This window comes from Cupriavidus sp. 2KB_3, assembly GCF_052115685.1.
Classification (GTDB): domain Bacteria; phylum Pseudomonadota; class Gammaproteobacteria; order Burkholderiales; family Burkholderiaceae; genus Cupriavidus; species Cupriavidus campinensis.
This window is the reverse complement of the sequence record NZ_JBFRHD010000027.1, coordinates 33783-57761: the sequence shown is the minus strand read 5'-3', so window position 1 is coordinate 57761 and position 23979 is coordinate 33783. Positions and strand designations below refer to the sequence as shown.

Annotated in this window: 18 protein-coding genes; 3 read left to right on the top strand and 15 right to left on the bottom strand. The window is 67.3% G+C overall.

Features of this window, described 5'->3' with window-relative positions; all coding sequences use genetic code 11:
• Positions 1 to 141: 141 nt before the first annotated feature.
• The 6 genes from AB4120_RS24525 to AB4120_RS24500 all read right to left on the bottom strand — a co-directional run bounded on the left by AB4120_RS24525 (position 142) and on the right by AB4120_RS24500 (position 8665).
• Positions 142 to 2334: a hypothetical protein gene (locus AB4120_RS24525; protein ID WP_441642964.1), complete on the bottom strand. Its 2193-nt coding sequence runs from the start codon at positions 2332 to 2334 to the stop codon at positions 142 to 144.
• A gap of 138 nt (positions 2335 to 2472) precedes the next feature.
• Complete coding sequence (locus tag AB4120_RS24520; RefSeq protein WP_187645265.1) at positions 2473 to 2733, bottom strand: hypothetical protein; 261 nt, start codon at positions 2731 to 2733, stop codon at positions 2473 to 2475.
• A 152-nt stretch (positions 2734 to 2885) separates the two neighbouring features.
• Positions 2886 to 4001 carry an NADH:flavin oxidoreductase/NADH oxidase gene (locus AB4120_RS24515; protein WP_149137959.1) on the bottom strand — a complete coding sequence of 372 codons (1116 nt, stop codon included), beginning with the start codon at positions 3999 to 4001 and terminating at the stop codon, positions 2886 to 2888.
• 120 nt (positions 4002 to 4121) lie between these two features.
• The gene (locus AB4120_RS24510; protein WP_149137960.1) at positions 4122 to 5384 is read right to left on the bottom strand and encodes a YbfB/YjiJ family MFS transporter; all 1263 of its coding nucleotides are present in this window, start codon (positions 5382 to 5384) and stop codon (positions 4122 to 4124) included.
• Positions 5385 to 5492: 108 nt separating this feature from the next.
• Positions 5493 to 6101: a TetR/AcrR family transcriptional regulator gene (locus AB4120_RS24505; protein ID WP_149137961.1), complete on the bottom strand. Its 609-nt coding sequence runs from the start codon at positions 6099 to 6101 to the stop codon at positions 5493 to 5495.
• Positions 6102 to 6250: 149 nt separating this feature from the next.
• Entirely contained in the window at positions 6251 to 8665 is a 2415-nt protein-coding gene (locus AB4120_RS24500; protein WP_149137962.1) for an acylase, read from the bottom strand.
• A 133-nt stretch (positions 8666 to 8798) separates the two neighbouring features.
• On the opposite strand from AB4120_RS24500, the gene AB4120_RS24495 reads away from it, so the two are divergent.
• Positions 8799 to 9821, top strand: coding sequence for a helix-turn-helix domain-containing protein (locus tag AB4120_RS24495; RefSeq protein ID WP_441642963.1), 1023 nt, complete (start codon positions 8799 to 8801; stop codon positions 9819 to 9821).
• Positions 9822 to 9836: 15 nt separating this feature from the next.
• On the opposite strand, the gene AB4120_RS24490 is transcribed toward AB4120_RS24495, so the two are convergent.
• From AB4120_RS24490 to AB4120_RS24450, 9 genes are all read right to left on the bottom strand, one after another.
• Entirely contained in the window at positions 9837 to 11108 is a 1272-nt protein-coding gene (locus AB4120_RS24490) for a serine hydrolase domain-containing protein (protein WP_441642962.1), read from the bottom strand.
• 148 nt (positions 11109 to 11256) lie between these two features.
• The gene (locus AB4120_RS24485; protein ID WP_144196615.1) at positions 11257 to 11889 is read right to left on the bottom strand and encodes a CDP-alcohol phosphatidyltransferase family protein; all 633 of its coding nucleotides are present in this window, start codon (positions 11887 to 11889) and stop codon (positions 11257 to 11259) included.
• Positions 11890 to 11903: 14 nt separating this feature from the next.
• Positions 11904 to 12194, bottom strand: coding sequence for an antibiotic biosynthesis monooxygenase family protein (locus AB4120_RS24480; RefSeq protein WP_149137964.1), 291 nt, complete (start codon positions 12192 to 12194; stop codon positions 11904 to 11906).
• A 100-nt stretch (positions 12195 to 12294) separates the two neighbouring features.
• Positions 12295 to 12765, bottom strand: a complete 471-nt coding sequence (locus tag AB4120_RS24475) for a DUF2127 domain-containing protein (protein WP_149137965.1) — start codon at positions 12763 to 12765, stop codon at positions 12295 to 12297.
• Positions 12766 to 12834: 69 nt separating this feature from the next.
• On the bottom strand, positions 12835 to 13242 hold the full coding sequence (locus AB4120_RS24470) for a hypothetical protein (protein ID WP_149137966.1): 408 nt from the start codon (positions 13240 to 13242) through the stop codon (positions 12835 to 12837).
• Positions 13243 to 13374: 132 nt separating this feature from the next.
• Positions 13375 to 14904, bottom strand: coding sequence for an efflux transporter outer membrane subunit (locus tag AB4120_RS24465; RefSeq protein WP_149137967.1), 1530 nt, complete (start codon positions 14902 to 14904; stop codon positions 13375 to 13377).
• Positions 14905 to 14941: 37 nt separating this feature from the next.
• Positions 14942 to 18130, bottom strand: coding sequence for an efflux RND transporter permease subunit (locus AB4120_RS24460; protein ID WP_149137968.1), 3189 nt, complete (start codon positions 18128 to 18130; stop codon positions 14942 to 14944).
• 104 nt (positions 18131 to 18234) lie between these two features.
• Complete coding sequence (locus AB4120_RS24455) at positions 18235 to 19497, bottom strand: efflux RND transporter periplasmic adaptor subunit (RefSeq protein ID WP_144196610.1); 1263 nt, start codon at positions 19495 to 19497, stop codon at positions 18235 to 18237.
• Between the two features lie 181 nt (positions 19498 to 19678).
• On the bottom strand, positions 19679 to 20596 hold the full coding sequence (locus AB4120_RS24450) for an alpha/beta hydrolase (protein ID WP_092295001.1): 918 nt from the start codon (positions 20594 to 20596) through the stop codon (positions 19679 to 19681).
• 384 nt (positions 20597 to 20980) lie between these two features.
• Between AB4120_RS24450 and AB4120_RS24445 the strand changes: the two genes are divergently transcribed.
• Both AB4120_RS24445 and AB4120_RS24440 read left to right on the top strand, forming a co-directional pair.
• Positions 20981 to 21907: a LysR family transcriptional regulator gene (locus AB4120_RS24445; RefSeq protein WP_149137969.1), complete on the top strand. Its 927-nt coding sequence runs from the start codon at positions 20981 to 20983 to the stop codon at positions 21905 to 21907.
• Between the two features lie 170 nt (positions 21908 to 22077).
• A complete protein-coding gene (locus tag AB4120_RS24440; RefSeq protein WP_441642961.1) occupies positions 22078 to 23970 on the top strand; it encodes a lactonase family protein in 1893 nt (630 codons plus the stop codon).
• Positions 23971 to 23979: the final 9 nt, after the last annotated feature.

Here is a 23979-nt window from a genome sequence, read left to right as displayed (position 1 = left end):
GGCGGGCTGGCTCGAATCGGGGCGCCCGCGGTACTGCCCAACGCAATCTATTGAAGCCCATGGTCGTCACTTCACCGGGTCGTGACAATCATGGAAATCCCTGCTCGTGCCGCGCCGGGCTCATCGCCTATGGCGCGTGCCTTATCTGCCGCACCGCACCATTCCGCGCCGCCGCAGCCGGCGCTGCGGACGAGGCGCGCCCAGCGACGCCGCGTCGTTGCCGAACGGGATCGGATGGTCCATGTACGCGTTCAGCTTGTCGCGCACGAAGGACGTGTCGTCACCCACCGTCGAGATGATGCCCGTGGTGGCGCCGCCGCCCAGCAGCAGCGTGAAGATGCCGCGATACGGGAAGTCGCCATAGGCCGGCGCGCTGACGTCGAACGGCACCGAGCGCTCGAACATGTCCTCGGCGCTCGTCCCCATCGCCCAGTGGAAGGCGTCCGGGAACTGCAGGGCGATGATCTTCGGGTTGATGTTGTGGTAGTCCGCGCCAATGCCCGGATCGCCGAGGATATAGGTGCCGCCGGTGCCCCAGTTCTGCGTGTCGAAGTCGTCGTTGACCGGGTCCGTGACCAGCGGCGCGTGGCTGGCCGGCACCTGCCACGGCATGATCGGCACCTTGAGATCGCGGCTCAGCTCGGCGCAGAAGTCGAAGAAGCGTTTCCACTCGTGCACCCAGTAGCAATAGCCGTTGGCATAGGCGCGGATCGTGAAGTCGTCGGCCTCGTAGCGGTCCACGGCGAGGAAGTCCGGCGCGTTCGGTCCCTCGTGGACCTTCAGCGCCCGCACATAGGCGGCGGTGACGCGCGCGTTGCGGACCGGTGAGTCATCGGACGCGTAGATCCACTCGGAGGCCCCCACCCCCCACAGGTTGACCTGCCAGCCGAAGGTAACCGCCGGCGCCACCGTGCGGATCAGCCAGTTCACAGCCGCCACGTAGCCCCGGATGTTCTCCTCGATGTTCTGCGGAATCGTGGCGACGACCTTCCAGTGCGCCAGGGCCTGCCGCAGCGGCTCGCGCACCGGCATGGCGTAGTCCGGCGCGAAGCCGCCCTGCTGGCAGGCACCGAGGAAGTCTGGGTTGACGACGAAGCCGCACGGCACCGGATGGTCGACATCGGTGTGGGCCTTCGCCAGGTTCAGCGACAGGATGAGGTTGCCGAAGCTGTGCGCCAGGCCCTGTGTGTTGGCGAGTTGCGTGGGCGTGTCGCCGAGGGACAGGTTGCAGGTATAGGACACCATCACTGGCAGCACCTTGTGCCCGCCGCCGATCTGCTTCTCCACATCGCGTGCCAGCAGGATGGTGCGCGTGGTCTGCGCATCGTCGGACAGGTATTGCCCGGGGTCGCCTGCCCCGTCGAAGCCCGCGTACTTGAACACCGACGACGCGCGCGCCGCGACGAAGTCCACCGCATTGCCGGGCGTGAGGTCGGCGCAGCCGCCGAAGCTCAGGAAATCGGGGAAGCCGCGCACCTTGAGGCTGGCGCCCTGCGAGACGTCGATATGCAGCTGCGTCTTGCCCGTGGACAGCACCACGAGGTGGTCCGCGGCCTGCGTGTTGTACACCACGCCGTCGAAGATGAAGTCCGACACTTCCACGGCGTACGTCTGCGGTTCCACCGGCACGGCGAGGTTGTAGCTATGCGTGCCCGCCGCAAGGTGGAAGGTCTGGTGATAGCTCATGTTCGGCGCCACCAGGCGCACGTCAAGCGGGGCCGTGACGGTCACGTCGGACGTGATGACGACGGGCAGCGTCACGAAGGTGCTGGTGTTGACCGGCGTGGATCGCATGTCGGCGGCCGTGAACGAAACGAACTGGAGCGTGGTCTCGAGCGTACGGTGCTGGGACGGGAAGCTGTGGCGAACATTGTTCACCGCGATGGTCGCCACGTTGATGTCCGCCACGCCGAGCAGCGGCAGCCCGCGCAACTGCGTGAGATGCCCCGGCGGGGTCGAGAATGCGGCGATTGGATCCACGGCACTGCGGGGCACCACCGTGACGTCGAGCAGTTCGTCGGCCAGCACGGGAATGTCGCCAATCGAGATATCGAGCGCGGCGGTGTACGTCCCCGGGTCATAGAGCACCATGATGACCGAAGTGGTGCCCGGCGTGACCGTGACCGTCGACGGTTGCACGTGGGCGGTGGACACGACCGTGCCGGCGTAGTTCGACAGGGGGCTGGCGGTGACCGTATACGTGCCGGCCGGCAGCGCCAGCGGCGTGGTCGTGCCCGGGGACACCGTCTCCACATGAACCTGCGTGCCCTGCGTGAAGTACAGGGTCTGGGCGGCGGAATACAGGCGCTCATCGGGCGCCGAGTAGGCCTGCACGCTGACGATGCCATTGGTATCCGGCAGGGTATCCGCGGCCAGCGCGAAAGACGACAGGTAGTCGGCCGCGCCGGGGCCGGTCAGGTCGCCATTGATGCCGATATTGATCTTGTCCTGGGCGGCGAAGGTGTGGCCCAGTTAGAACATGAGCTTGGCGGTGACGTCCCAGGTCTGGCTGTCGATCTGCTCGTTCGTGGTCTCCGCCGTCGTCGGCGTCCACATCCAGAACTGCGGATTGAAGTCGGTAGGCTGCACCGATGCCGGGGAATGGAACCCCATGCCGAGGAAGTCGTTGACGCGGACAGCGCTGCCATCGGCGTTACGGATATTCGTGACCGAGATCACGCCATACCACTGCGACGCCCCGCCCTCCACCTTGATGTCATAAAGCACTGCCATGATCCCTGCCTCCGCATGTTCGTCTGCGCGGCGCCCCGTGCGCCAGCGTCAGCGCAGGTTAGGCGGCAAGCGGGAATCGGAGAATGGATTGGCATGGCGCGCCTGATGCATCAGGTGGATCAGGCGCGCCGGGCGAGCGGGCGTGAAGCGGATCAGCGCTGACCGAAATGCGCGTCGCGGAACAACTTTTCAAGCCCGCGCGGCTGGGAGCGCCAATACTGCTTCGGCGCGTCCACGCTGGCGCCGAGCTTGGCGGCGGCGTGCCACGGCCAGCGCGGGTCGTAGAGCATGGCGCGCGCAATCGAGATGACATCGGCCTCATGGTTGGCGACGATGGATTCGGCCTGCTCGGGCTCGGTAATCAGGCCCACAGCCAGCGTCGGCAGGCCCACCTCGGCCTTCACGCGCTGCGCGTAAGGCACCTGGTAGCCCGGCCCGAGTTTGATGGCCTGCAGCGGGGACACGCCGCCCGTGCTCACATGCACCGCCGCGCACCCGCGTGCCTTGAGCGCGTGGGACAGCGCCAGCGTGCCGTCGATGTCCCAGCCGTTCGGCACCCAGTCCGTGGCGGACACGCGCATCCACACGGGCCGCTCGGCGGGAAACGCCTCGCGCACGGCATCGAACACTTCCAGCGGAAACCGCATGCGGTTTTCCAGGCTGCCGCCATACTCGTCGGTGCGATGATTGGCCAGCGGCGACAGGAACTGGTGCAGCAGGTAGCCGTGCGCGCCGTGCACCTCGATGCCATCGATGCCGAGCCGCGCGGCACGCTTGGCCGCCGCAACGAAATCGTCGCGAACCTTGCGCATGCCGGCCTTGTCCAGCGCCACGGGCGGCACTTCGTCCGCGCCATGCGGCACCGCCGACGGCGCCACCGTCTGCCAGCCGCGCGGCTGATCCGGGCGGATCTGCGCGCCGCCCTCCCAGGGTGCCTGGCTCGACGCCTTGCGGCCCGCGTGCGCAAGCTGCACGCTCACTGCGATGGGCGAGTACTTGCGCACCGCGTCCAGCACGCGGCCCAGCGCGGCCTCGTTGGCGTCGGTGTACAGGCCGAGGTCGTCCGGCGAGATGCGCCCCTCGGGCGACACCGCCGTGGCCTCGACGATCAGCAGCCCGGCACCGGACAGCGCCATGTGGCCCAGGTGAATCATGTGCCAGTCGGTAGCCGAGCCCTCGTCGGCCGAGTACTGGCACATCGGCGCAATGGCGATGCGGTTGGCAAGTTCGAGATTGCCGATCTTGTAGGGTGTGAAAAGTTGGGACATGAACAGGTTCCTTCGGATGCCTTCAGGTGTATTCAGGTGTACGCGGGTGCCACGATGTTTGCCGATTGTAGTGGCGCGCGGAAAACCTTGCGCGCAACACCGGTACGGCGCCACCCACCGTTACCGCACCCGGCCCCGCAGCGCCAGATCGGCCCCCAGCGCAATCACGAAGGCCACCGCGCCGCAGGCAAAGATCAGCGCGTAGTTCTCGTGGGTGTGCGCAAACAGGTACGAGTAGCCGTAGCCGGCCAGCACCTGGAACAGCGCGAAGGCGCTGGTCACGCGGCTCCACGCGGCGCGCTGGGCGCTGGGGTCGTGCGGCAGCGTGTCGTGCACGCGGCCCAGCATCAGCGGCACCACGCCGGGCGTAAACGCGCCGAGCACGATGGTGGCCGCCACGATGGCCACGGGGCCGTCCCACAGCGCCAGCGCCCCCACGGCCAGGGCCTGGAGCAGCAGCGCCAGCCGGTAGGCGTTGCGGAAGCCCATGCGGTCGCCCAGGAAGCCGGAGACCAGCGGCCCGGCGATGGCCGCCACCCCATAGAGCACCCAATAGCCGGCGCCCACGTTGGCGCCCTGCCCCAGCCCGCGCGCCACGTAATCCACCAGCAGCACCATCGCCGGCACGAGCCCCAGCGCGTTGGCCGCGTATTGCAGGCTCAGCAGCCGCAGCGTGGGCCGCTCGGCGCGCAGCGCTGCACCAATTTCGGGATGCCCGGCGGGCGGGGTCGGCGTGCCTGCCGGCGCATCGGTGGCAGGCCAGCCGAACCAGCTGGCCGCCGTCAGCACCAGCGACAGCGCGCCAAGGCCGAGCCACGTCTCGCGCAGCCCCAGCGTCAGCAGCGCCGGCACCAGCGTGCCGGATGCCGCGATACCCAGCCCGAGGCCGAGAAAGATCATGCCGCTGACGAAACCGCGCCGCGCCGGTGCGATATGGGGCAGGATGGCCGTCGCCACGAGCACCATGATCGCGCCGCCGGACAGCCCGGACAGGAAGCGCCAGACGAAGTACCAGCTCACCGAGACCGGGAACGCGCAGGCGAAGAACGCCGCCGTGGCGGCCACCATCAGCCAGCGCAGCGCATGGCGGTTGGACAGCCGCGCCGCGATTGGCCGGCCAAACAGCGCGCCAGCGAAGTATCCCGCGAAGTTGGCGGCGCTGAGCGTGACCGTATCGGCGGCTGTGAACCAGTGCGCGTGGATCAGCGGGGGAATCAGCGGCGTGTAGGCAAAGCGTGCGAGGCCGATGGCGACCAGGCTTGCGCAGAGACCGGCCAGCGCGGCATAGAGGGCCCGGGCATCGAGCGCGCGGTCCGTGCCAGTGGCATTGCCCGGGGACCGGATCGCAGTGGGTGGTGGTGCCGTGGCGGCATCTTGGGACATGACGGAACTCCTTGGGGACGAACGCCGCCCCCGTGCTGCGCCGGCAGCACGTTGACGGATAAATCAGGGGGAATGCGAGGCGGGCCCGGGGCCCTCAGCGGATCAGCATCAACACGATGGCGGGGGCATGGCTGGCAGGTTCAGCATGGACAACGCCTGCCGCACCATCGCCTCCAGCAGCGGGCGCTCGGGCATCACGCGCGACAGCACGCGCAAGCCCACCTGCACGGCCAGCAGGTTGGCGGCCACGTCTTCGGGGACGAAACCGGCATCCAGCGTGCCGGCGGCCTGCGCGGCGCGCACGGAACGTTCGAAGAACGCCCGTAGATCGTCCAGCTCCTCGGCCACCACCTCGCGCAGCGCCGGGTCGTCGGACGAGGCATCCAGCGAGGCATTGATCAGCATGCAGCCGCGATGCTGGGGGTCAGCCAGCGCGCGCTCCACACTTTCGCCGAAGAACGCCGCAATGGCCTGCGCCGGCGGATGGTTTGCCTCCGCCCGCGCAATGCGGGCACGGAGCGACTTGTTCAGGTAGTCATCCAGCGCCAGCAGGAACAGCGAGCGCTTGTCGCCAAACGCGTTGTAGAGGCTGGGCTGGGTCAGGCCCATGGCCTGCGTCAGCTCGCGCGTGGAGGTGGCCTGGTAGCCCTTGTCCAGAAAGGTGTTCTGGGCGGCGGCCAGCGCGGCTGCCGCGTCGAATTGCCGGGGTCTTGCCATGATAATTCCGTTTTGTATCGGTCGGTATGGAACGGATTATAGAGCGATCGATACAAAACGCAAGATCCCAATGTGCATTGCAGCAAAAAGCAAACCGCCCGGCAGGAACCGGGCGGTGGCTTTGGGGATAGAAGTGATGCAGTGTTGCCTTATTGACTCAGCTTCACCACGGTGAAGTGCGGGTCCGCCGCAATCGCCTGTTCCGTGAACGGCAGCGAAATCCAGCGTTTGGCCGAGAACTCCCGCATCTGGTCCCAGGCGTGGGGCGAATTCGGATCCACTGACTGGCCGTAGACCAGCAGCGCCTGTGCCACCGGGCCGTGATCGTCGAACCCCACGGTCTGGACGTAGCTGGTGCCGAAGTAGACGTGCAGGCCCTGCGCCGACACTGGCTGGCTGGTCAGCTTGTTCAGCACACCCTCGTACTCCTCGCCGCCGTGGAGCGCGATGCGGCCCGCCGGTGAAATCGCCGCCTGAACCTCGCCAAGTGGTGCATCGAGCGCAAATCCGGCCGTGTGCATGGCCCCGACCGCATCCTTGAGCGCCTTGAACACCGCCGGCCCCACCGTACTGTCCTGCATGCGCAGGCCGCGCGGCGTGTTGACGGGGTCCGCCGCGTTGAACGCCACGGCATGCACATTCGGGATGGTGTGCGCGCGCATCCAGAACTCGCGGAACAGCGGCGCCGCGCGGCTCTCCACGTTGCTGCGGCGGTCCCACCTGCCCAGCGCCGCGCAGCCATCACGCAGATCCGAATCGGCCTGCGCCGTCTTGCCGGCACAGGCGCGCAGCAGGTCGTCCAGCACGATTTCAGCCGCCAGGTTGCGGTCACGGAACAGCACCGCCTGCAGGCTCGGCACGTCGAAGTGGTTGCCGGGCAGCCCATCCACGCCCGAAAGCCGCTTGCCGATCTCCATCAGGCCCACGCGCGTGCGCAGCCGCTGCGGCACGCCCTGCGGCCCGAGCACCGGCGAGAAGCCCTCCAGCTTCTGCGCCGGGTTGGTCAGCCAAGAGCTGTCGTTGCTGTTGGCCACGAAGTCGTCGCGCTCCAGCACGGGCATGGCCGAGGGCGGCACGAGGCCCGGCACCGGCGAAGCGGCATCCACGGTCCAGTTGCACGCGGCGCGCGAGCCATCCAGCAGCACCATGCCGGTGCCCACGAGCAGCTTTTTCGCCAGCGCGGCGCCATCGCCGGCCGGTGCACACTGGCCGAGCATCGCCGCCGAGACCTTCGGCGTGACCGACACATCGGCAAACAGCGCGCGGCCGTGGCGATCCGTGGCGATCGTATTGACCCAGGGGATGCCAAGGTTGCCGATGGCCTGGCGGACATCGCCCACATTGCCGGCGCGGGCAATGTCCAGCCACGTGTCGATGGCGCGCATGTTGTTGCGGTTGGCGTCACGCAGCGTGTAGGCGCGCTGGGCAGTCCACGGCAGGCCGGCGGCCGGCATCGCCACCACCGGCCCGTACTCGGTCATATAGAAGGTATGCGTGCGCGCCGCCAGCGTGCCGTCCGGCTGGCGCACGTCGTAGCGCACGGTCTTCGTGGTCATCCTGTGCGGCTTGCCGTCGATCAGGTAGGTAGTCGGGTCGCCTTCGGCCAGCTTCAGTTCGAACAGCGTGAAACGGCGCGCGGTGGACACCGTGTGGGTCCACGCCACGTCCTTGTTGAAGCCGATGCTGATGATGGGGAAGGACGCAATCGACGCGCCCATCACGTCCAGCTTGCCCGGGACGGTCAGGTGGGCTTCGAAAAAGCGGTTGGTGGTGGTCCACGGGAAGTGCGGATTGCCGAGCAGCAGGCCGCGCCCGTTGGCCGTGGCGGCCTTGCCGAAGGCCCAGCCGTTGCTGCCGATGGGCGGATCGAGCAGCTGGAGGTCGCGGTTCACGGCCTCGACATCGATCGCCGCGACATCGAGTTTCTCGGGCAGCGCCGCAGCCTTGCCGGCGGCGGGCGGCGCGGCGGCCAGGATGCCGGCCGCGAGCGCCCCGGCGCTGGCCTGGATGCTCTTTTCCTCGGCCAGGCGCGCCATGTCCAGCGCGGTGACGGGCCGCACCCACGCGGCATTGCGGCACGCGGCGGGGCGCTGCGCTGGCGGGGTGTCGCGCAGATAGCGGTTGTAGCCGGCGATGTAGCCGCGCAGCAGTTCGCGGGCCTCGGGCGACTGCGTGTCCATGCCGGCCTGCAGGGCCTCGTCGTCCAGAATCGCGCGGAAGAACGCGTCGGCGTCGCTGTTGCGCATGCGCTTGAACGAGACCTCGGTGGTCTGGTCCGGGCCGAACACGGCGGCACGCTCGCCGCTGACCGTGACGAGTTGGTCGGCCATCAGGCAGACGTTGTCCTGCGCGTAGGCGTAGGCCATGCCGAACGCCACGCCGGCGTAGTCGTTGGCACGGATGTGCGGAATGCCGTACGACGTGCGCCGGATCTCCGCACTCAGGCCCTGCTCGCTGCCATATCCGCTGCCATATCCGCCGCCGGTGGCGCAGCCGGTCAGCGCGGTGGCTGCCAACGCCAGCGTGGCGAGCGTGGTCGCGCCTCGCGCAATGCCATGCTTCATCTGTCTCTCTCCATTCTTGTGATTGTTCTGGGTGCCGCGTGGGCAATGGTCGGGTAAATCGGGGCATGACAGGTAGGGGGAATCTCGCCAGAATTGGTGGCAATGCCGCCATGCGGCGCCGCCCCCCGCCCCGATGACCGTCGTCTATCTGCTCTGCTATCCCGCCGTGGCGGTCTCCACGCTGGCCGTGGCCGCCGATACGCTGATGATCGCGAACACGCTGGCCTCCATGCAGCCACGGCGGCGCGGCCACGCCACGCCGTTCCAGTGGCGGCTCGCGGCGGCCGAGCCGGAACGCTGGCGCGCCGCCGCCGAGGTCATACGGGCCGAGGTAGTCGGGCTGGACGCCTTGGCGCAGGCCGACAGCGACAGCATGGTGGTGATCGGCCCGCCGCTGTTCGACCACATCGCCGGGCTGGAACTGCTGCTGTCCAAGATCGATGCCGAGCGCGCGGCCATTGCGGCGGCAGCGGCCCACGGCGCGCTGCTGGTGGCGCCGTTCACGGCGGTGGCGCTGCTGGTCGGCCTGACACTGCCCAAGCCGTGGCGGCTGGCGGTGCCGTGGCTGATTGCCAACTGGATGCGTGCCGGGGAGCCGGCGCGCCGGCTGCCGGCGGATCAGGCCATTGTGGAGAGTGGCAATCTGCTCAGTGCGCGCGCGATGGAGCAGATCCATGTCCTGATGCAGCGGGCCGTGGCGCGCATGGCCGGCGACGCGCTGGCGCGCACTGTCGGCAATACCCTGCTGGACCAGCCCGAGCGCGGCGCGGCGCTGAAGATCTGGCTCCGCGCCGGTGACGCGCCCCGCGAAAGCGTGGTGCTACGCGCACGCCGGCACCTGCAACAGCATCTGGCGGAGCCCTACGACCTGACGCGGCTGGCGGCCGTGGCGGCCACCAGCGAGCGCACGCTGCTGCGGCACTTCATGAAATCCGTGGGGATGTCGCCGTTGCAGTTCCTGCACAAGCTGCGCGCGGAACGCGCCTGCCATCTGCTGGAAGTGACCACCCTGAGCCTGACGGCGATTGCCGAGCAGTGCGGCTATCAGGATATGTCGGCGTTCCGGTCCGTGGTGCGCAAGCACACCGGCCTGCCGCCCGGGGCGCACCGGCGCGCGCACTCGGTGCGGGCCGAGTTGCGCGCGGGGGCGGCTTAGGGTGGCTGCGGTGGCTTAGTAGCCCCTGCCGCGAGCCGCCGGGCCGGGCTCGGTGATGGCGCTGTAGACCAGCGTGCGCAACTGGCGCCGCACGGGGAATGCAGACGATGGCAGCAGTTGCGTCAGGAACACGCCGATCAGGTCTTCCTGGGGATCGACCCAGAAGAAGGTACTGGCGGCGCCGCCCCAGAAGAAGTCGCCGGCACTGCCCGGCATCAGCGTGCTCGCGGGGGTGACCGTGGTGGCGAAGCCGAGGCCGAAGCCCACGCCATCGTAGGTGGCCTCGCTGAACATGGAGCGCGACAGGCGCGGGAGGTCCTGCCCGCCCGGAAGGTGGTTCGCGGTCATCAGCGCCAGCGTCTTGGGGCCGAGCAGGCGCACGCCATCGAGTTCCCCGCCTTGCAGCAGCATGCGCGAGAAGCGCAGGTAGTCGGCCGCCGTCGAGACCAGCCCGCCGCCGCCGGAGACCAGCGTGGGCGGCTTCAGGTAGGGGCTGGTGCGGGGGTCGTCCTGCAACGCCGGGCGGTCCTGGGACACCACTTTCGAGCCGAGCACACCCACGGCATAGCAGGCGCAGAAGCGCGAAATCTTGTCTTCCGGCACGTGGAACGCGGTGTCCACCATGCCCAGCGGATCGAGGATGCGCTGCTTGACGAAGGTCTCGAACGGCATGCCACTGACCTTGCCAACCAGATAGCCAAGCACGTCCGTGGAGACCGAGTAGTTCCACGCCTCACCGGGCGAGAACTCCAGCGGCAGCTTCGACAACTGCTCGACCATGTCGTCCAGCGTCGTGCCTTCGGTGGTGCGGTCGGCAATCTTCAGCTTGCGGTAGGCGGCATCGACATTGCTGTTCTGCTGGAAGCCGTAGGTCAGCCCGGACGTGTGGCGCAGCAGGTCCACCACCAGCATCTGGCGCTTGGCCGGCCGGGTCTGGAAGCTCTCCATATAGCCGCCCGCGTAGACGCCAAGGTTCTCCCACGACGGAATGTACTTGCTGACCGGATCGTCGAGGGCGATCTTGCATTCCTCGACCAGCATCATGATCGCCACCGACGTGATCGGCTTGGTCATCGAATAGATGCGGAAGATCGAATCCTCGGCCAGCGGTGTCTGCCGCTCGCGGTCGGCCATGCCCAGCACCGAATTCAGGACGACTTCGCCGCGCCGCCACACCTGGACCAGCGCGCCGGGCAGCTTGCCGCTTGCCACGTAGGTGGCATCGAGAAATTGCTCAATCCGCTCCAGCCGGGCCCGGGACATACCTTGCATCGCCTTGTCTTGCATCGCCGAATCTCCTGGTTGTTTTTATCGCGATGATGCCTGCGAGCCGCCAGACTACCCAGAGTCGGGCCCCGATTCAATCCCCGTACACGGCCGGCGTAGGCAGGCAAGTTGCCCGACGCCCAGGCGTCGGGCAACAGGTGGAGAACGACTAGAACTTCGGAATCCGCAGCGTCTTGCTGATCATCAGCGAGCCGCTCAGGACGAACAGCAGCGCCATGGGATGGAAGGTGCCGGGGCCGATCAGCCAGGCGCCGGCTGGCAGGGCGTCGCCGATGCGGCCGGCGGCGGCGCACCAGGCCAGGATGCCGGTCAGCACCACGCTGGTGGGGATCGGGGTGCCTTCGAAGTACTTGACCTTGCCGGTGCCCTCGGCCAGCGTTTCGGCCGTTACGTTGAAGCGTGCCAGACGGCTGACGCCGCAGCAGACGAAGTAGATCAGCGCGGCGAGGTCCCAGCCGCCGCGCATGCCGGCGGCGAAGGCCAGCGTGGCCGGGCCCACGCCAAACGAGATGATGTCGGACAGCGAATCGAGTTCGCGGCCCAGCGCCGAATGGGCATGGCGCCAGCGCGCGATGCGGCCGTCGAGCACATCGAAGATGAACGCTGCCGGCGCCAGCGCCGCCGCGATATAGAAATGGGTCAGCACCGGCTCGCCCACGTAGTACATGGCAAAAAATACCGATCCCATGCCGCACGCCGCGTTGGCCAGTGTAAAAAAATCGGCCAGCTGCAGGTCGCGCAGCATCGAGAAATGCCGTGGGCGCTCCTGGGGTGTCGCCATGCGCAACCTCCGGGTCAGAGCACGGTGTTGACGTGATGCACCTGGGGCGGCGCGGCAAAGCAGTCGCCCACGAGCTTGCGCCACGTCTGGAAGTCATCGGACTCGCGGAAGTGGACCATGTGGTCTTCCACGGTTTCCCAGGCCACCACCAGCGCGTATTGCGACGGCTGCTCGATCGAGCGTTGCAGGTTCATGCCATGGCAGCCGCGCGCCCGCAGGAACAGCGGCTTGGCTTGCGCCACGGCGCCTTCGAACTGCGACTCCATGCCGGGCTTGATCGTGATCTGGGCGATTTCGTGAATCATGTTGGTCTCGTATTCGGGTGGGATCGGAGCCTTCCGATCGGTGAGCAATGCGCCGCGAAGCGGCTTGCTGTCTACCTTAGCAGATTTTGGCGCGCGCTCGTCACGTCACGCGGTGCCGCGCGAGCCCGGTCACGAGATAGGCCACCACAAGCGCGTTCGCCATGGCCAGCCCCACATGGATCCACGTGGGGTGGAGGATGGCCTCGTACACCTCCACCGGTATGTAGATGCCGCCCGACCACACGCCGAGCCAGTTGCCCCACGCGCGCCCGCGCCAGAGGCCGTAGGCTTCCGTGAACCGCATCAGCGCGTACATCGCGGCCGAGCCGCCGATGGCCCAGAGGCGCCCGTCCGTGGGATGCGCGAGCAGCGACAGGAAGATGGTGGGATACCGGCTCGCCGGATTGATGTGGAAGCGGCTAACGATGGCCTCGGCCAGCGCCTGGGCGTCGCGGTGCAGCAACGCCACGAGGCCGATGCCGGCCAGGATGACGAGCGCGCCCTTGGCGGCTTCAAACATTGCGATGCTCTTGAGGCCCAGTTGCGGGCTGGCTGCTGCCCCTTTTGCCATGGCGAGAAGCGGAAGTCGACGAAGCCGCCATTGTGCAGCATTCGCGGCGCGACGGAGCGCCCGGCGGGCTTAACGCGCCTGCCGCTCCACCATCGGCCCGCTGGCGTCGATGCCGCCGCCGGCCTCGAGCGGGCCGGTGACCGTGAGCGGCCCATCGACATGCAGGTCGCCGTGCACCACCATCGTGCCATGTACCGTCAGCGGCCCATGGAACACCTTGAGCAGGCCGCGCGCCGGCGGCGGCGGATAACCGCCCCCCGGGGTGGAGAACCATGCGGCAGTGATCGGGCCCGCCGCGTAGACGCTGCCGTCCACGCTCAGGGTGCCCTGCACCGTGACTGGCCCCTTGACATGCACCGAGCCGCCTACCGCGATCGATCCCGTGGTCGAGGGCTGGGCGCCTGCCCACTGCGGCCACAACATGCATAGCGACAACTGGGCGGCGGCCGTCATGGCAACAAGCAGTCTCGATGGCATGGCGCCCTCCTCTTTCCATGGCGCCTGCAAAAAAAGAAACTGGCGCGATGCATCCAGTGTAGTGCTCCGGATACCTCGCGCCAGCGTGCCCCTGCGGGGGCTTACGACTTGTTACGCCGCTTACTGCATGGGCTACCGCATGACCTGCTGCGCGGTCTGCTGCGCCGCGGGTTGCGTGGTGCCGTTGGCTGCCACCGCCTCCGGCAGCGGACCCCAGCCGCCGCCGAGGCTGCGCACCAGCGACACCGTCGCCGCCGCGCGCAGGCCCGCGACCTGATTGGCCTCGCGCTGCGACTGGAGCACCGTACGGTCGGCGTCGATCACGGTCAGGTAATCCACCGCGCCGGCATCGTAGCGGCTGCGCGAGATGCGCTGCGCGCGCCGGGCGCCCGCCAGCGCGCCGTCCAGTGCCGTGCCCTGCTGGCTCAGCCAGCGCACGTCGGCCAGGCTGTCTTCCACTTCGCGGAAGGCCACCAGCACGGTCTGCCGGTACGACGCCACGCTTTCCTCATGCGCGGCGCGCGCGCCGGCCAGGTTGGAGCTGTTGCGGCCACCGTCGAATACGGTCTGCGCAACGGTCGTGCCGATCAGCGGCCCAAGCATCCACGTACGCGAGGACCACTTGAACAGGTTCGACAGATCCGCCGATTCGAAGCCGAACAGCGCGGTCAGCGAGATACGCGGGAAGAACGCGGCCTTCGCCACGCCGATCCGCGCGTTGGCAGCCGCCATCTGCCGCTCAGCGGCGGCGATGTCGGGACGGCGCTCCAGCAGCTCCGACGGCAGGCCGGCCGGCACCGCCACCGGCGCCGTATCGAAGGGCCGCGCGGCCAGCGTGAACTGCGCCGGCGGCACGCCGGTCAGCACGGCCAGCGCATGCTCCTGGTTGGCGCGGCGACGCTCGATGCCCGCCAGGTCCGCGCGCGCGGTGCCCAGCTCGGCTTCGGCACGGGCCGGATCGAGGTCGGTGGTCTCGCCGGCGTCGTAGCGCTTCTTCAGCAGCGACAGCGCATCCTCGCGCAGCTTGATCGTCGCGTTCAGCAGTTCGCGTTCGCTATCCAGCGTACGCAGCGCGAAGTAGGCCTGCGCGGTGTCAGCCTGCAGCGCGAGCTGCACCGAGCGGTACAGGTCCTCGGCGGCCTGGGTGTCGGCCCGCGCGGCGTTCACGCTGCTGGCCACGCGGCCGAACAGGTCCAGCTCGTAGCTGGCAAAGGCGCGCGCCTTGTACACGGTCTGCGGCGACACACGGGTCCCGTCGGGCAGGCCCTGCGAGGCCGCGGACGCCTGCGTGCGCGTCGGATCGAGCCCGACACTCAGTTGCGGATAGAGGTCGGCCTCGGTGGCGCCCATGAAGGCCCGCGCCTGCTTCAGCCGCGCGGCGGCGGCAGCGAGGTCCTGGTTGTTGCCGTTGGCGGCCGTGATCAGGCGGTCCAGGTCGGCATCGCCGAACACCTTCCACCAGTCGCCGCGATGCTGGCCCTCGGCCGGCGTGGCGGTCTTCCACTGCGCGCCTTCGGCCTGCGCCGCTTCCGCTTCCTTGAACGCAGGTACGGAGGCGGTCTCGGGCACCTTGTAGGTCGGCGCCAGCGAGCAGCCCGCCAGCACCAGCGCGGCGGCCAGTGTGGCCAGGCGGGGCAGCGTGCGTGTCAATTGCGCAATCATGATGTGTTCCCTTTTTGCTTTCATGTCTCTGATTGGCTTATTCCGCCGATGCCACCGCGTGCGAAGCCGAGGCGTCCTGCGCCACCGCCTTGCGCTGGCCGCGGGTCGCCAACAGGCGCAGCGCCACGTAGAACACCGGCGTCAGGAACAGGCCGAAGAACGTCACGCCGAGCATGCCCGCGAACACCGCCACGCCCATCGCATGACGCATTTCCGAGCCGGCGCCGGTCGAGATCACCAGCGGCACCACACCCATGATGAACGCGAACGACGTCATCAGGATCGGGCGCAGACGCAGGCGGCTCGCCTCGATCGCGGCCTGCACCACCGTACGGCCGTGGTGCTCCAGTTCCCGGGCGAATTCGACGATCAGGATCGCGTTCTTCGCGGACAACCCCACCAGCACGATGAAACCGATCTGCGTGAAGATGTTGTTGTCACCACGCGTCAGCCACACGCCAGTCATGGCGGCCAGCAGGCTCATCGGCACGATCAGGATCACGGCCAGCGGCAGCGTCAGGCTCTCGTACTGGGCAGCCAGCACCAGGAACACCAGCAGCACGCACAGCGGGAAGATCCACACCCCTGCGTTGCCGGCCAGGATGTCCTGGTAGGTCAGCTCGGTCCATTCGAACTTGATGCCCTTCGGCAGCGTCTCGGCAGCGATGCGTTCGGCAGCAGCCTGCGCCTGGCCCGACGAGAAGCCCGGTGCCGGACCGCCGTTCATGTCGGCAGCCGTGAAGCCGTTGTAGCGCACCACGCTGTCCGGGCCAAAGCCCTGCTTCACCTGGACCAGCGAGGACAGCGGCACCATGTCGCCATTCACGTTGCGGGTCTTCAGCTGCAGGATGTCCTCGGCACGGGCACGGAACTGCGCATCCGCCTGCACCTTCACCTGATACGTGCGGCCGAACTTGTTGAAGTCGTTCACGTAGGCCGAACCGAGGTAGGTCTGCAGCGTGTCGAACACGTCCGTCACCGGCACGCCGAGCTGCTTGGCCTTGGTGCGGTCAAGCTGCACGTCGAGCTGCGGCACGTTCACCTGGTAGTTGCTGAAGATGCCAGCCAGCTCCGGCGTGGCGCGTGCCTTGCCCATGAACGCATTGGTCGCATCGAACAGCGCGTCATAGCCCAGCGCGGCGCGGTCCTCGATCATCAGCTTGAAACCGCCGATGGTGCCGAGGCCCTGCACGGGCGGCGGCGGGAACACGGCAATGAACGCGTCCTGGATCGCACCGTACTGCTTGTTCAGGTCGGCCGCGATGGCATCGCCGGACAACGCCTTGCTCTTGCGCTTCTCGAACGGATCGAGCGTGACGAACACGATGCCGGCGCTCGGGCTGTTGGTGAAGCCGTTGATCGACAGGCCCGGGAAGGCCACGGCCGATTCCACGCCCGGATGCTTGAGGGCGATATCCGACATGCGGCGGATCACGTCTTCCGTACGGTCCAGCGTGGCGCCGTCCGGCAGCTTGGCAAAGCTCACCAGGTACTGCTTGTCCTGCGCCGGCACGAAGCCCTTCGGCACCATCTGGAACACGCCCCACGTGGCCACCAGCATCACGGCGTAGACGCCGAACACCGCACCCTTGCGGCGGATCACACCGGTCACGCCGCGGCCATAGTTATCGGAGCTGCGGTGGAAGAATCGGTTGAAGCGCTTGAAGAAGCCGCCGAAGACCTTGTCCATGCCACGCGTGAGCCAATCCTTCGGTGCATCATGGCCGCGCAGCAGCAGGGCCGACAGCGCCGGCGAGAGCGTCAGCGAGTTGAAGGCCGAGATGATCGTCGAGATCGAGATGGTCAGCGCGAACTGCTTGTAGAACTGGCCGGTCAGGCCCGTCATGAAGGCCAGCGGCACGAACACGGCGATCAGGGTCAGCGCGATGGCGATGATCGGGCCGCTCACTTCGCGCATGGCCTTGTAGGTGGCCTCCTTCGGCGAAAGCCCTTCCTCGATGTTCCGCTCGACGTTCTCCACCACCACGATCGCATCATCCACCACGATACCGATGGCCAGCACGAGCCCGAACAGCGACAGCGCGTTGATCGAGAAGCCGAACGCATGCATCAGCCCGAACGTACCGACGATCGACACCGGCACCGCCAGCAGCGGGATGATCGACGCACGCCAGGTCTGCAGGAACAGGATCACCACCAGCACCACCAGCGCGATGGCCTCGAACAGGGTGTGAACCACGGCCTCGATACTGTGGCGCACGAACTGGGTGGGGTCATAGACGATGCTGAAGTCCACGCCCTCCGGCATGTTCTCCTTGAGCTCGGCCATGGTCTTGCGCACGTCATCCGAGATCTGGATGGCGTTGGAGCCCGGCGACTGGAAGATCGGCAGCGCCACGGCGGACTTGTTGTCCAGCAGCGAGCGCAGCGCGTACTCCGACGCGCCGAGTTCGATCCGGGCGATGTCCTTCAGGTACGTCACCGCACCGTCGGCCGAGGTCTTGACGACGATGTCGCCAAACTCCTCCACCGTCTGCAGACGACCCTGCGCGTTCACCGACAGCTGCAGGTCGGTGCCCGGCAGCGACGGCGACTGGCCGATCACACCGGCTGCCACCTGCACGTTCTGCTCGCGGATGGCCTTGACCACGTCGGATGCGGCGAGGTGGCGCTCGGCGATCTTCTCCGGGTTCAACCACACGCGCATCGAGTAGTCGCCCGAGCCGAACATCTGCACCTGGCCCACGCCCTGGATCCGCGCGAGGCGGTCCTTCACGTTGATCAGCGCGTAGTTGCGCAGGTACGTCATGTCGTAGCGGTCGTTCGGCGAAACCAGGTGAACCACCATGGTCAGGTCGGGCGAGCTCTTGACGGTCGTGATACCCAGGCGGCGCACATCCTCGGGCAGGCGCGGCTCGGCTTGCGAGACGCGGTTCTGCACCAGCTGCTGGGCCTTGTCCGGGTCCGTGCCGAGCTTGAAGGTCACCGTCAGCGTCAGGTTGCCGTCGCTGTTGGCCTGCGAGTTCATGTAGAGCATGTCCTCGACGCCATTGATCTGCTCTTCCAGCGGCGTGGCCACCGTTTCGGCGATCACCTTCGGGTTGGCGCCCGGGAACTGCGCGCGCACCACGACTGACGGCGGCACCACCTCGGGGTATTCCGATATCGGTAACTTGAACATCGAGATGGCGCCGATCAGGAAGATCAGCACCGACAACACGCCCGCGAAAATCGGGCGATCGATAAAGAATTTCGAGAGATTCATCTTGGTCTCGGCGAAAGCACTCCCCCTGGCCGTCCGCCAGGGCGGACGCCATATGCTGCAAGGGAGAAAAAATTAGGCTACCTGTGCGTGCTGCGGGGCAGTGCTCAGCTCACGGTCTTGGCCACGGCTTCGGCAGGCTTGTCGGCCTGGCCCGCCTTGTCGTCGGCAGCCTGCTTGCGGTCCGGCGTGGTACCGCGCGGTTCCAGTTCGCTGCGATAGGCCATGGCCACCGGCTTGGGCGCCACCGTGTCGCCCGGGCGCACGCGCATCAGGCCGTTCACGACGATGTTCTCGCCCGGCTGCAGACCCTTGCGGATCACACGCAGCCCTTCGAACGACGGCCCGAGGTTCACCTCGCGGTAGACCAGCTTGTTGGCCTTGTCCACCACCAGCACGAACTTCTTGCCCTGGTCCGTGCCGATGGCGCGGTCGTTGATCAGCACCGCCGGGTGCGGCGTGCCGCCCCCGAGCTTGACCTTGGCGTAGAGGCCCGGCAGCAGGCGGCCATCGGCGTTGTCGAACACCGCGCGCACGCGGATGGTGCCGCTGCGCGTATCCAGGCGGTTGTCCACCGAGTGGATCTTGCCCTTGTGCGGGTAGTCGTCCTCGTTGGCCAGGCCGACGAACACCGGCAGGTCGTTCTTGCCGCCGCCGGCGCCCGGCGCCGTGTAGCGCAGGTAGCTCTGCTCGTCCACGTCGAAGCTCGCGTACACCGGCGAGACCGACACCACCGTGGTCAGCGGCGGCGAAGCCGCGCCCGCGGCCACCAGGTTGCCTACCGTGATTTCCGCACGCGACACCTTGCCCGAGACCGGTGCAACGATGCGCGTGTAGCTCAGGTTCAGGCGCGCCACTTCCAGCGCCGCCTGCGCGCCCCGCACGTCGGCGGTGGTCTCGCTGGCGGTGTTGATGCGCTCGTCGAACTCGCGCCTGGAGATGGCGTTGTCGTCCAGCAGGCGCTGGGCGCGTACCTTCTCGCTCTGCGCGTGGCTGGCACGCACCTGGGCCGCGTTCAGGGCGGCTTCGGCACGGGCCACTTCGGCCGCATACGGACGCGGGTCGATCGTGAACAGCGGATCGCCCTTCTTCACGATGGAGCCTTCGCGGAAATGCACCGTGTCGATGGTGCCGGAGACACGCGGACGGATCTCCACGCGGTCCACGGCCTCGATGCGGCCCGAGAATTCATCCCATTCGGTGATGGTCTGCCCCACTGCCGCCGCCACTTCCACCGCAGGCGCGGACGGCGCCGGGTTGGCCTGTGCTTCCCCGCCGTGCCAGGGACGCAGAACCGAGGTAGCCACGCCGGCGCCCAGGATTGCCACGATGGCAATGGCGATCAGCGTGCGTCGAGACTGATGATTCATTTTTCTTCACTCCGTGTTCGTCGGGTTTTCTTCAACTGGAAAAGCAAAAGGCCGAACGCCGCCCGCCGGGCTGGACGGCCCGGAAAAATGGGAAACAAGGGTTCGTCCCCGCCTGGATGGACGGGGCTATGCCACTACCGCTGCCAGCCTCAAAAGGCGCTGGCTAACTTGCTCCGGACGCTCAGGCTCCTTGAGCGCCGGGCCGGCGTTCGGCCGGTGATGAGGTATCGTCGGTTTGCGCAAAACACTCGCGCAGGAACCGCGCTCCTTCGTTGACCCATGCCTGGCACTGCTCATGGGATTCTTCCACCCCGTCGCCACAGGCGCCGGGCATGATCAGGGTGCGGGCCGGAATGCCCGCCTTGACGAGTTTTGCCGCGAAGGCTTCGCCCTCGGCACGCAATGCATCTTTCTCGGCCACCTGCACCAGCGTGGAGGGCAGCCCCACCAGGCGCGATGCCATGGCCGGCGCCGCATACGGGTGCACGCTGGCGGCCGGCGTGGGCAGGTAATCGCGATAGTTGCAGGCCAGGCGGCGCAGCATCTCCATCGGCACCTGGCCGGTCGTGCACATCGACGCATGCTGGAGGCACGGGTCCGTCACGGGGCGGATCAGCCATTGCCCGGCCGGTTGCGGCAGGCCGCGATCACGCAACATCTGCGCCAGCGCAATCGCCAGATTGCCGCCGGCTTCCTCGCCCACCAGCGCGAAGCGCAGCTTGTCCACCTTCAGCTTCTTGGCGTGCTTGAGCACCCAGACTGCCGTATTCACCGCATCCTCGGGGGCGGCCGGGAACGGATGGTCGGGCGCCAGCGAATAGGCCGGCGTCACCACCACGGCCGGAACCGACTTCGCCAGATCCCGCGCCAATGCCTGTGCCGCTTCCACCCCACCTTCGACGAAACCGCCCGCGTGCAGGTACACCAGCCACGGCAGCAGTTCGGTGCTGCCCGCCGCTGGTGCATACCCGGCGGGATAGGCCACGCAGACCTTGATCTCGCGGTCGCCGCTCGCCACCATATATTGCTCAGCGCGCGCTTCTCCCTTGCCTGCAGCCGGTTTCACGGCGGGGGTGATGGGATTCACGGTCTTTGACATGGTGGTTACGACGCCGGCACGGGCCGTCGATACTGTGTTGCGATGCAACGAATTATGGTGATTGACCCGATTGGGATAAAGCTGGAGATTGCCAACGCACTGTTTCTGGAGTGGAATAATCGCCAGAGTGTTGCGAGAAGTGAAACCACACGCTTGGCAAGGACACCGGAAATGTGATTCACTCCGGTCCTTCGGTGCACGCACGGTTGGGGAACCGCGCCCGCCACCGAGCCCCCAGACCTCCACCCATCCCCGCTCCGGCCGCCACTGGCGGACCGCCGGCAGCAAACCCAGGGCACGCACTTGACATGCGCGACCCCACTCCCGCCAGACACCATCCTTCGGAACGTAGCCCCCGGTCTCACCCCTTTCGGAAGCAACATCATGGATCGTCTTGTCTCTATGCAGGCATTCACTCGGGTGGTGGATGTCGGCAGTTTTGCGCGCGCGGCGGAGTCCCTTGACCTGCCCAAAGCCACGCTCACCCGCCTGATCCAGAACCTGGAGACCCATCTCGGCGTCAAGCTGCTGCACCGGACCACGCGGCGCATCAGCGTGACCACGGACGGCGCCGCCTATTACGAACGCTGCGTGCGCATTCTCGCGGACGTGGAGGAAGCCGAGCAGTCGCTCACGCGCCACAACAACTCGCCGCGCGGCACGCTGTGCGTGGACACCACGGCCGGCCTCGCGCGGATGGTGCTGATTCCCAACCTGCACGATTTCTACAATGCCTACCCGGAACTGAAGCTCGAGCTGACCATCAACGGCAAGCCGATCGACCTGCTGCAGGAAGGCGTGGACGTGGTGCTGCGCGTGGGCACGCTGGACGAGGCGATGGTGGCGCGGCGCCTGGGCCAGGTCAAACTGGCGTTCTTTGCCTCGCCGATCTACCTGCGGCGTTTTGGCACACCCGCCGACCTGACTGAGCTGGCGCAGCACAAGGCCATCAACTACCTGTCTAACCGGCACGGCCGCGAAATGCCGTGGACGTTGTCGCGCGGCGGCGAGAGCAGCGAGATCCTGCTGCCCTCGGCCATCTCCACCAATGACGCCGACGTCTACATCGGCTGCGCGCTGGAAGGCCACGGCATCGCCCAGATCTCCCGGGCGATGGCGGAGCCCTACGTCCAGAGCGGCCGGCTGGTGGAGGTCATGAGTGACTGGCAGACCGAGGAATTGCCGATTTCGGCGATGTACCCGCAGAACCGCCACCTGTCGGCGAAAGTGCGGGTCTTCGTGAACTGGGCGGCTGACCTGTTCTCCCGGCATCCGCACTTCGGCGTGGCGCCGCAGCAACTGGCGGCGTAGACCCCGCCAGCCCGGCCGGCAAACCCCTTGCACTGCTGTGCAAGGGGTTTTTTTCATTTCGGCGTCCAGCACCAAGCGTCGACTGCATTGCGCCGTCTTGATTCATGCCGGTTTTCTTGCTACGTTTCTGCGGCTTGACTTATCAACAATAATCACAAACGGGTCCAATCATGAGCCATCTCCTGCGCTGGCGCCACGCCGCGCGGCCTTCGCGCGTACAAGCCGCCTTTCTGCCATGCCTCGCGCTGTTCACCGCCCTGCTGTTGGGCGGATGCGCGGCGGACGAATCCAACGAGGCACCGGCAGTGCCCACGGCGCCCACGGTGCCGGCAACCCCCGGCCCGTACGCCATCGGCGGCACCCTCGCCGGCCTCACCGCCGGCAGCCAACTGGTGCTGCAAAACAACGGGCAGGATGCGCTGACGCTGACCGCCGACGGCAGCTTTACCTTCGCCACGCCCGTGGCCCACAACAGCGGCTACGCGGTCACCATCGCCCAGCAGCCGGCCGGACAGGTCTGCTCGGTAGCAGGCGGCGCCGGGGCCGGCGTGACCGCGGCGGTCACGAATATCGCCGTGGTCTGCGCCACCACCCGCTTCACCGTCAGTGGCAAGGTCAGCGGACTGGCCGCCGGGCAATCGGTCGTCCTGCACAACAATGGCGCGGATGCCCTGACCCTCAGCGCGAATGGCACGTTCAGCTTTCCGACACCCGTGCCGTACAACGGCAGCTACCTCGTGACGGTGTCCGCTCAGCCGGCCGACCAGACCTGCACCGTGAATGGCCACCAAGGCAGCGCGGTCATCGCGGACATTGCCTCGGTGGACGTGGTTTGCGCCACGAACACATACAGTGTGGGCGGCACCGTGTCGGGTCTGTCGAGCCAGGTCACCCTGGCCAACAACGGCACGGACTTCCTCACGATTTCCGCGAACGGCGGATTCACCATGCCGACCGCCCTTCCGACGGGCGGCACCTTCAATGTCACCATCAACACCCTGCCACTCGGGCAGACCTGTGCCGTGTTGAACAGCTCCGGCACGGTGGCCGCCGCCAACGTCACGAATATCGCAGTGTTCTGCACCTCGCAGCCGATTGGCACCCTCTACATGCCGGCCGCCTCCGCCACGCGGACAGACCTCTACAGCATGATGTCGGACGGCCAACTGGTCTTTTCCAGCAATGCGTATGGCTACAGCGGGGATCTGTTCGCCATGACCAATGACGACAGATTGAAGACGCTGTACTTTTCGTCGACGAGCGGATGGACGTACAAGTTCGACATCGCCGCGGACGGCACATGGATCCCCCCCGGGGACGGCCGGGCCTTCGGCGGCGAAACGCCCACCAGCCTGTTGCGCGACCCCCTAGGACGGTTCATCTTCCTGGGAAGTGACGTGTTCAACATCCGCACCGTCACCCTCGATGTCGTCGGCAACATGACACCGACGAGCCTGATCGGCACGACCTTCCGTCCCGATACGATGGTCGCCACGCCCGATGGCCAGTTCCTGATCGCCGGCTCGTCCGCCACGCCGGGGTTCGACGTCTTTGCGATCGCCCCGGATGGCTCGCTGACCTCCGGCAGCCATCTAGCCCTGGCTGTGGCGCCGTCAGCGCTGGCGATGCATCCCTCCAATAGCTATCTATATGTGGCGGACCCCATCAATAACCGAATCATGGAGTATCGCGTCGATGGTGCAGGCAATGTGACGCCCCTGCCGGCCACGCTCATTGCCACCGACGGGTCGCCCCAGCACCTCAGCATCGACCCTTCGGGCCGCTACCTGTACGCCACAAGCCCGGCATCCGGCAAGATCTCGCAGTACACGATCGCCGCCGATGGCACGCTGGTGGCGATGCCTCAGCCCGCCGTTGCCGCGGGCACCCTCCCCGGCGCGCCGACGATCGACCCGACCGGGCGCTTCCTCTACGTGCCGAACGCCACCAGCCTCGAAATCCGCCAGTACGTTATCGGCGTGACCGGTGCCTTGACGCCGCTGACGCCCGCAACCGTGTCGATCCTGGCCGCGCCGACGCTCCTGTACAGCGTGCCGAGGTAGGCGCCGCCG

Excerpts from the sequence above, each read along its gene's own strand:
- AB4120_RS24520 (WP_187645265.1), bottom strand. The coding sequence starts at position 2,733 with ATGGCAGTGCTTTATGACATCAAGGTGGAGGGCGGGGCGTCGCAGTGG.
- AB4120_RS24515 (WP_149137959.1), bottom strand. The coding sequence starts at position 4,001 with ATGTCCCAACTTTTCACACCCTACAAGATCGGCAATCTCGAACTTGCC.
- AB4120_RS24510 (WP_149137960.1), bottom strand. The coding sequence starts at position 5,384 with ATGTCCCAAGATGCCGCCACGGCACCACCACCCACTGCGATCCGGTCC.
- AB4120_RS24505 (WP_149137961.1), bottom strand. The coding sequence starts at position 6,101 with ATGGCAAGACCCCGGCAATTCGACGCGGCAGCCGCGCTGGCCGCCGCC.
- AB4120_RS24500 (WP_149137962.1), bottom strand. The coding sequence starts at position 8,665 with ATGAAGCATGGCATTGCGCGAGGCGCGACCACGCTCGCCACGCTGGCG.
- AB4120_RS24495 (WP_441642963.1), top strand. The coding sequence starts at position 8,799 with ATGACCGTCGTCTATCTGCTCTGCTATCCCGCCGTGGCGGTCTCCACG.
- AB4120_RS24490 (WP_441642962.1), bottom strand. The coding sequence starts at position 11,108 with ATGCAAGACAAGGCGATGCAAGGTATGTCCCGGGCCCGGCTGGAGCGG.
- AB4120_RS24485 (WP_144196615.1), bottom strand. The coding sequence starts at position 11,889 with ATGGCGACACCCCAGGAGCGCCCACGGCATTTCTCGATGCTGCGCGAC.
- AB4120_RS24480 (WP_149137964.1), bottom strand. The coding sequence starts at position 12,194 with ATGATTCACGAAATCGCCCAGATCACGATCAAGCCCGGCATGGAGTCG.
- AB4120_RS24475 (WP_149137965.1), bottom strand. The coding sequence starts at position 12,765 with ATGGCAAAAGGGGCAGCAGCCAGCCCGCAACTGGGCCTCAAGAGCATC.
- AB4120_RS24470 (WP_149137966.1), bottom strand. The coding sequence starts at position 13,242 with ATGCCATCGAGACTGCTTGTTGCCATGACGGCCGCCGCCCAGTTGTCG.
- AB4120_RS24465 (WP_149137967.1), bottom strand. The coding sequence starts at position 14,904 with ATGATTGCGCAATTGACACGCACGCTGCCCCGCCTGGCCACACTGGCC.
- AB4120_RS24460 (WP_149137968.1), bottom strand. The coding sequence starts at position 18,130 with ATGAATCTCTCGAAATTCTTTATCGATCGCCCGATTTTCGCGGGCGTG.
- AB4120_RS24455 (WP_144196610.1), bottom strand. The coding sequence starts at position 19,497 with ATGAATCATCAGTCTCGACGCACGCTGATCGCCATTGCCATCGTGGCA.
- AB4120_RS24450 (WP_092295001.1), bottom strand. The coding sequence starts at position 20,596 with ATGTCAAAGACCGTGAATCCCATCACCCCCGCCGTGAAACCGGCTGCA.
- AB4120_RS24445 (WP_149137969.1), top strand. The coding sequence starts at position 20,981 with ATGGATCGTCTTGTCTCTATGCAGGCATTCACTCGGGTGGTGGATGTC.
- AB4120_RS24440 (WP_441642961.1), top strand. The coding sequence starts at position 22,078 with ATGAGCCATCTCCTGCGCTGGCGCCACGCCGCGCGGCCTTCGCGCGTA.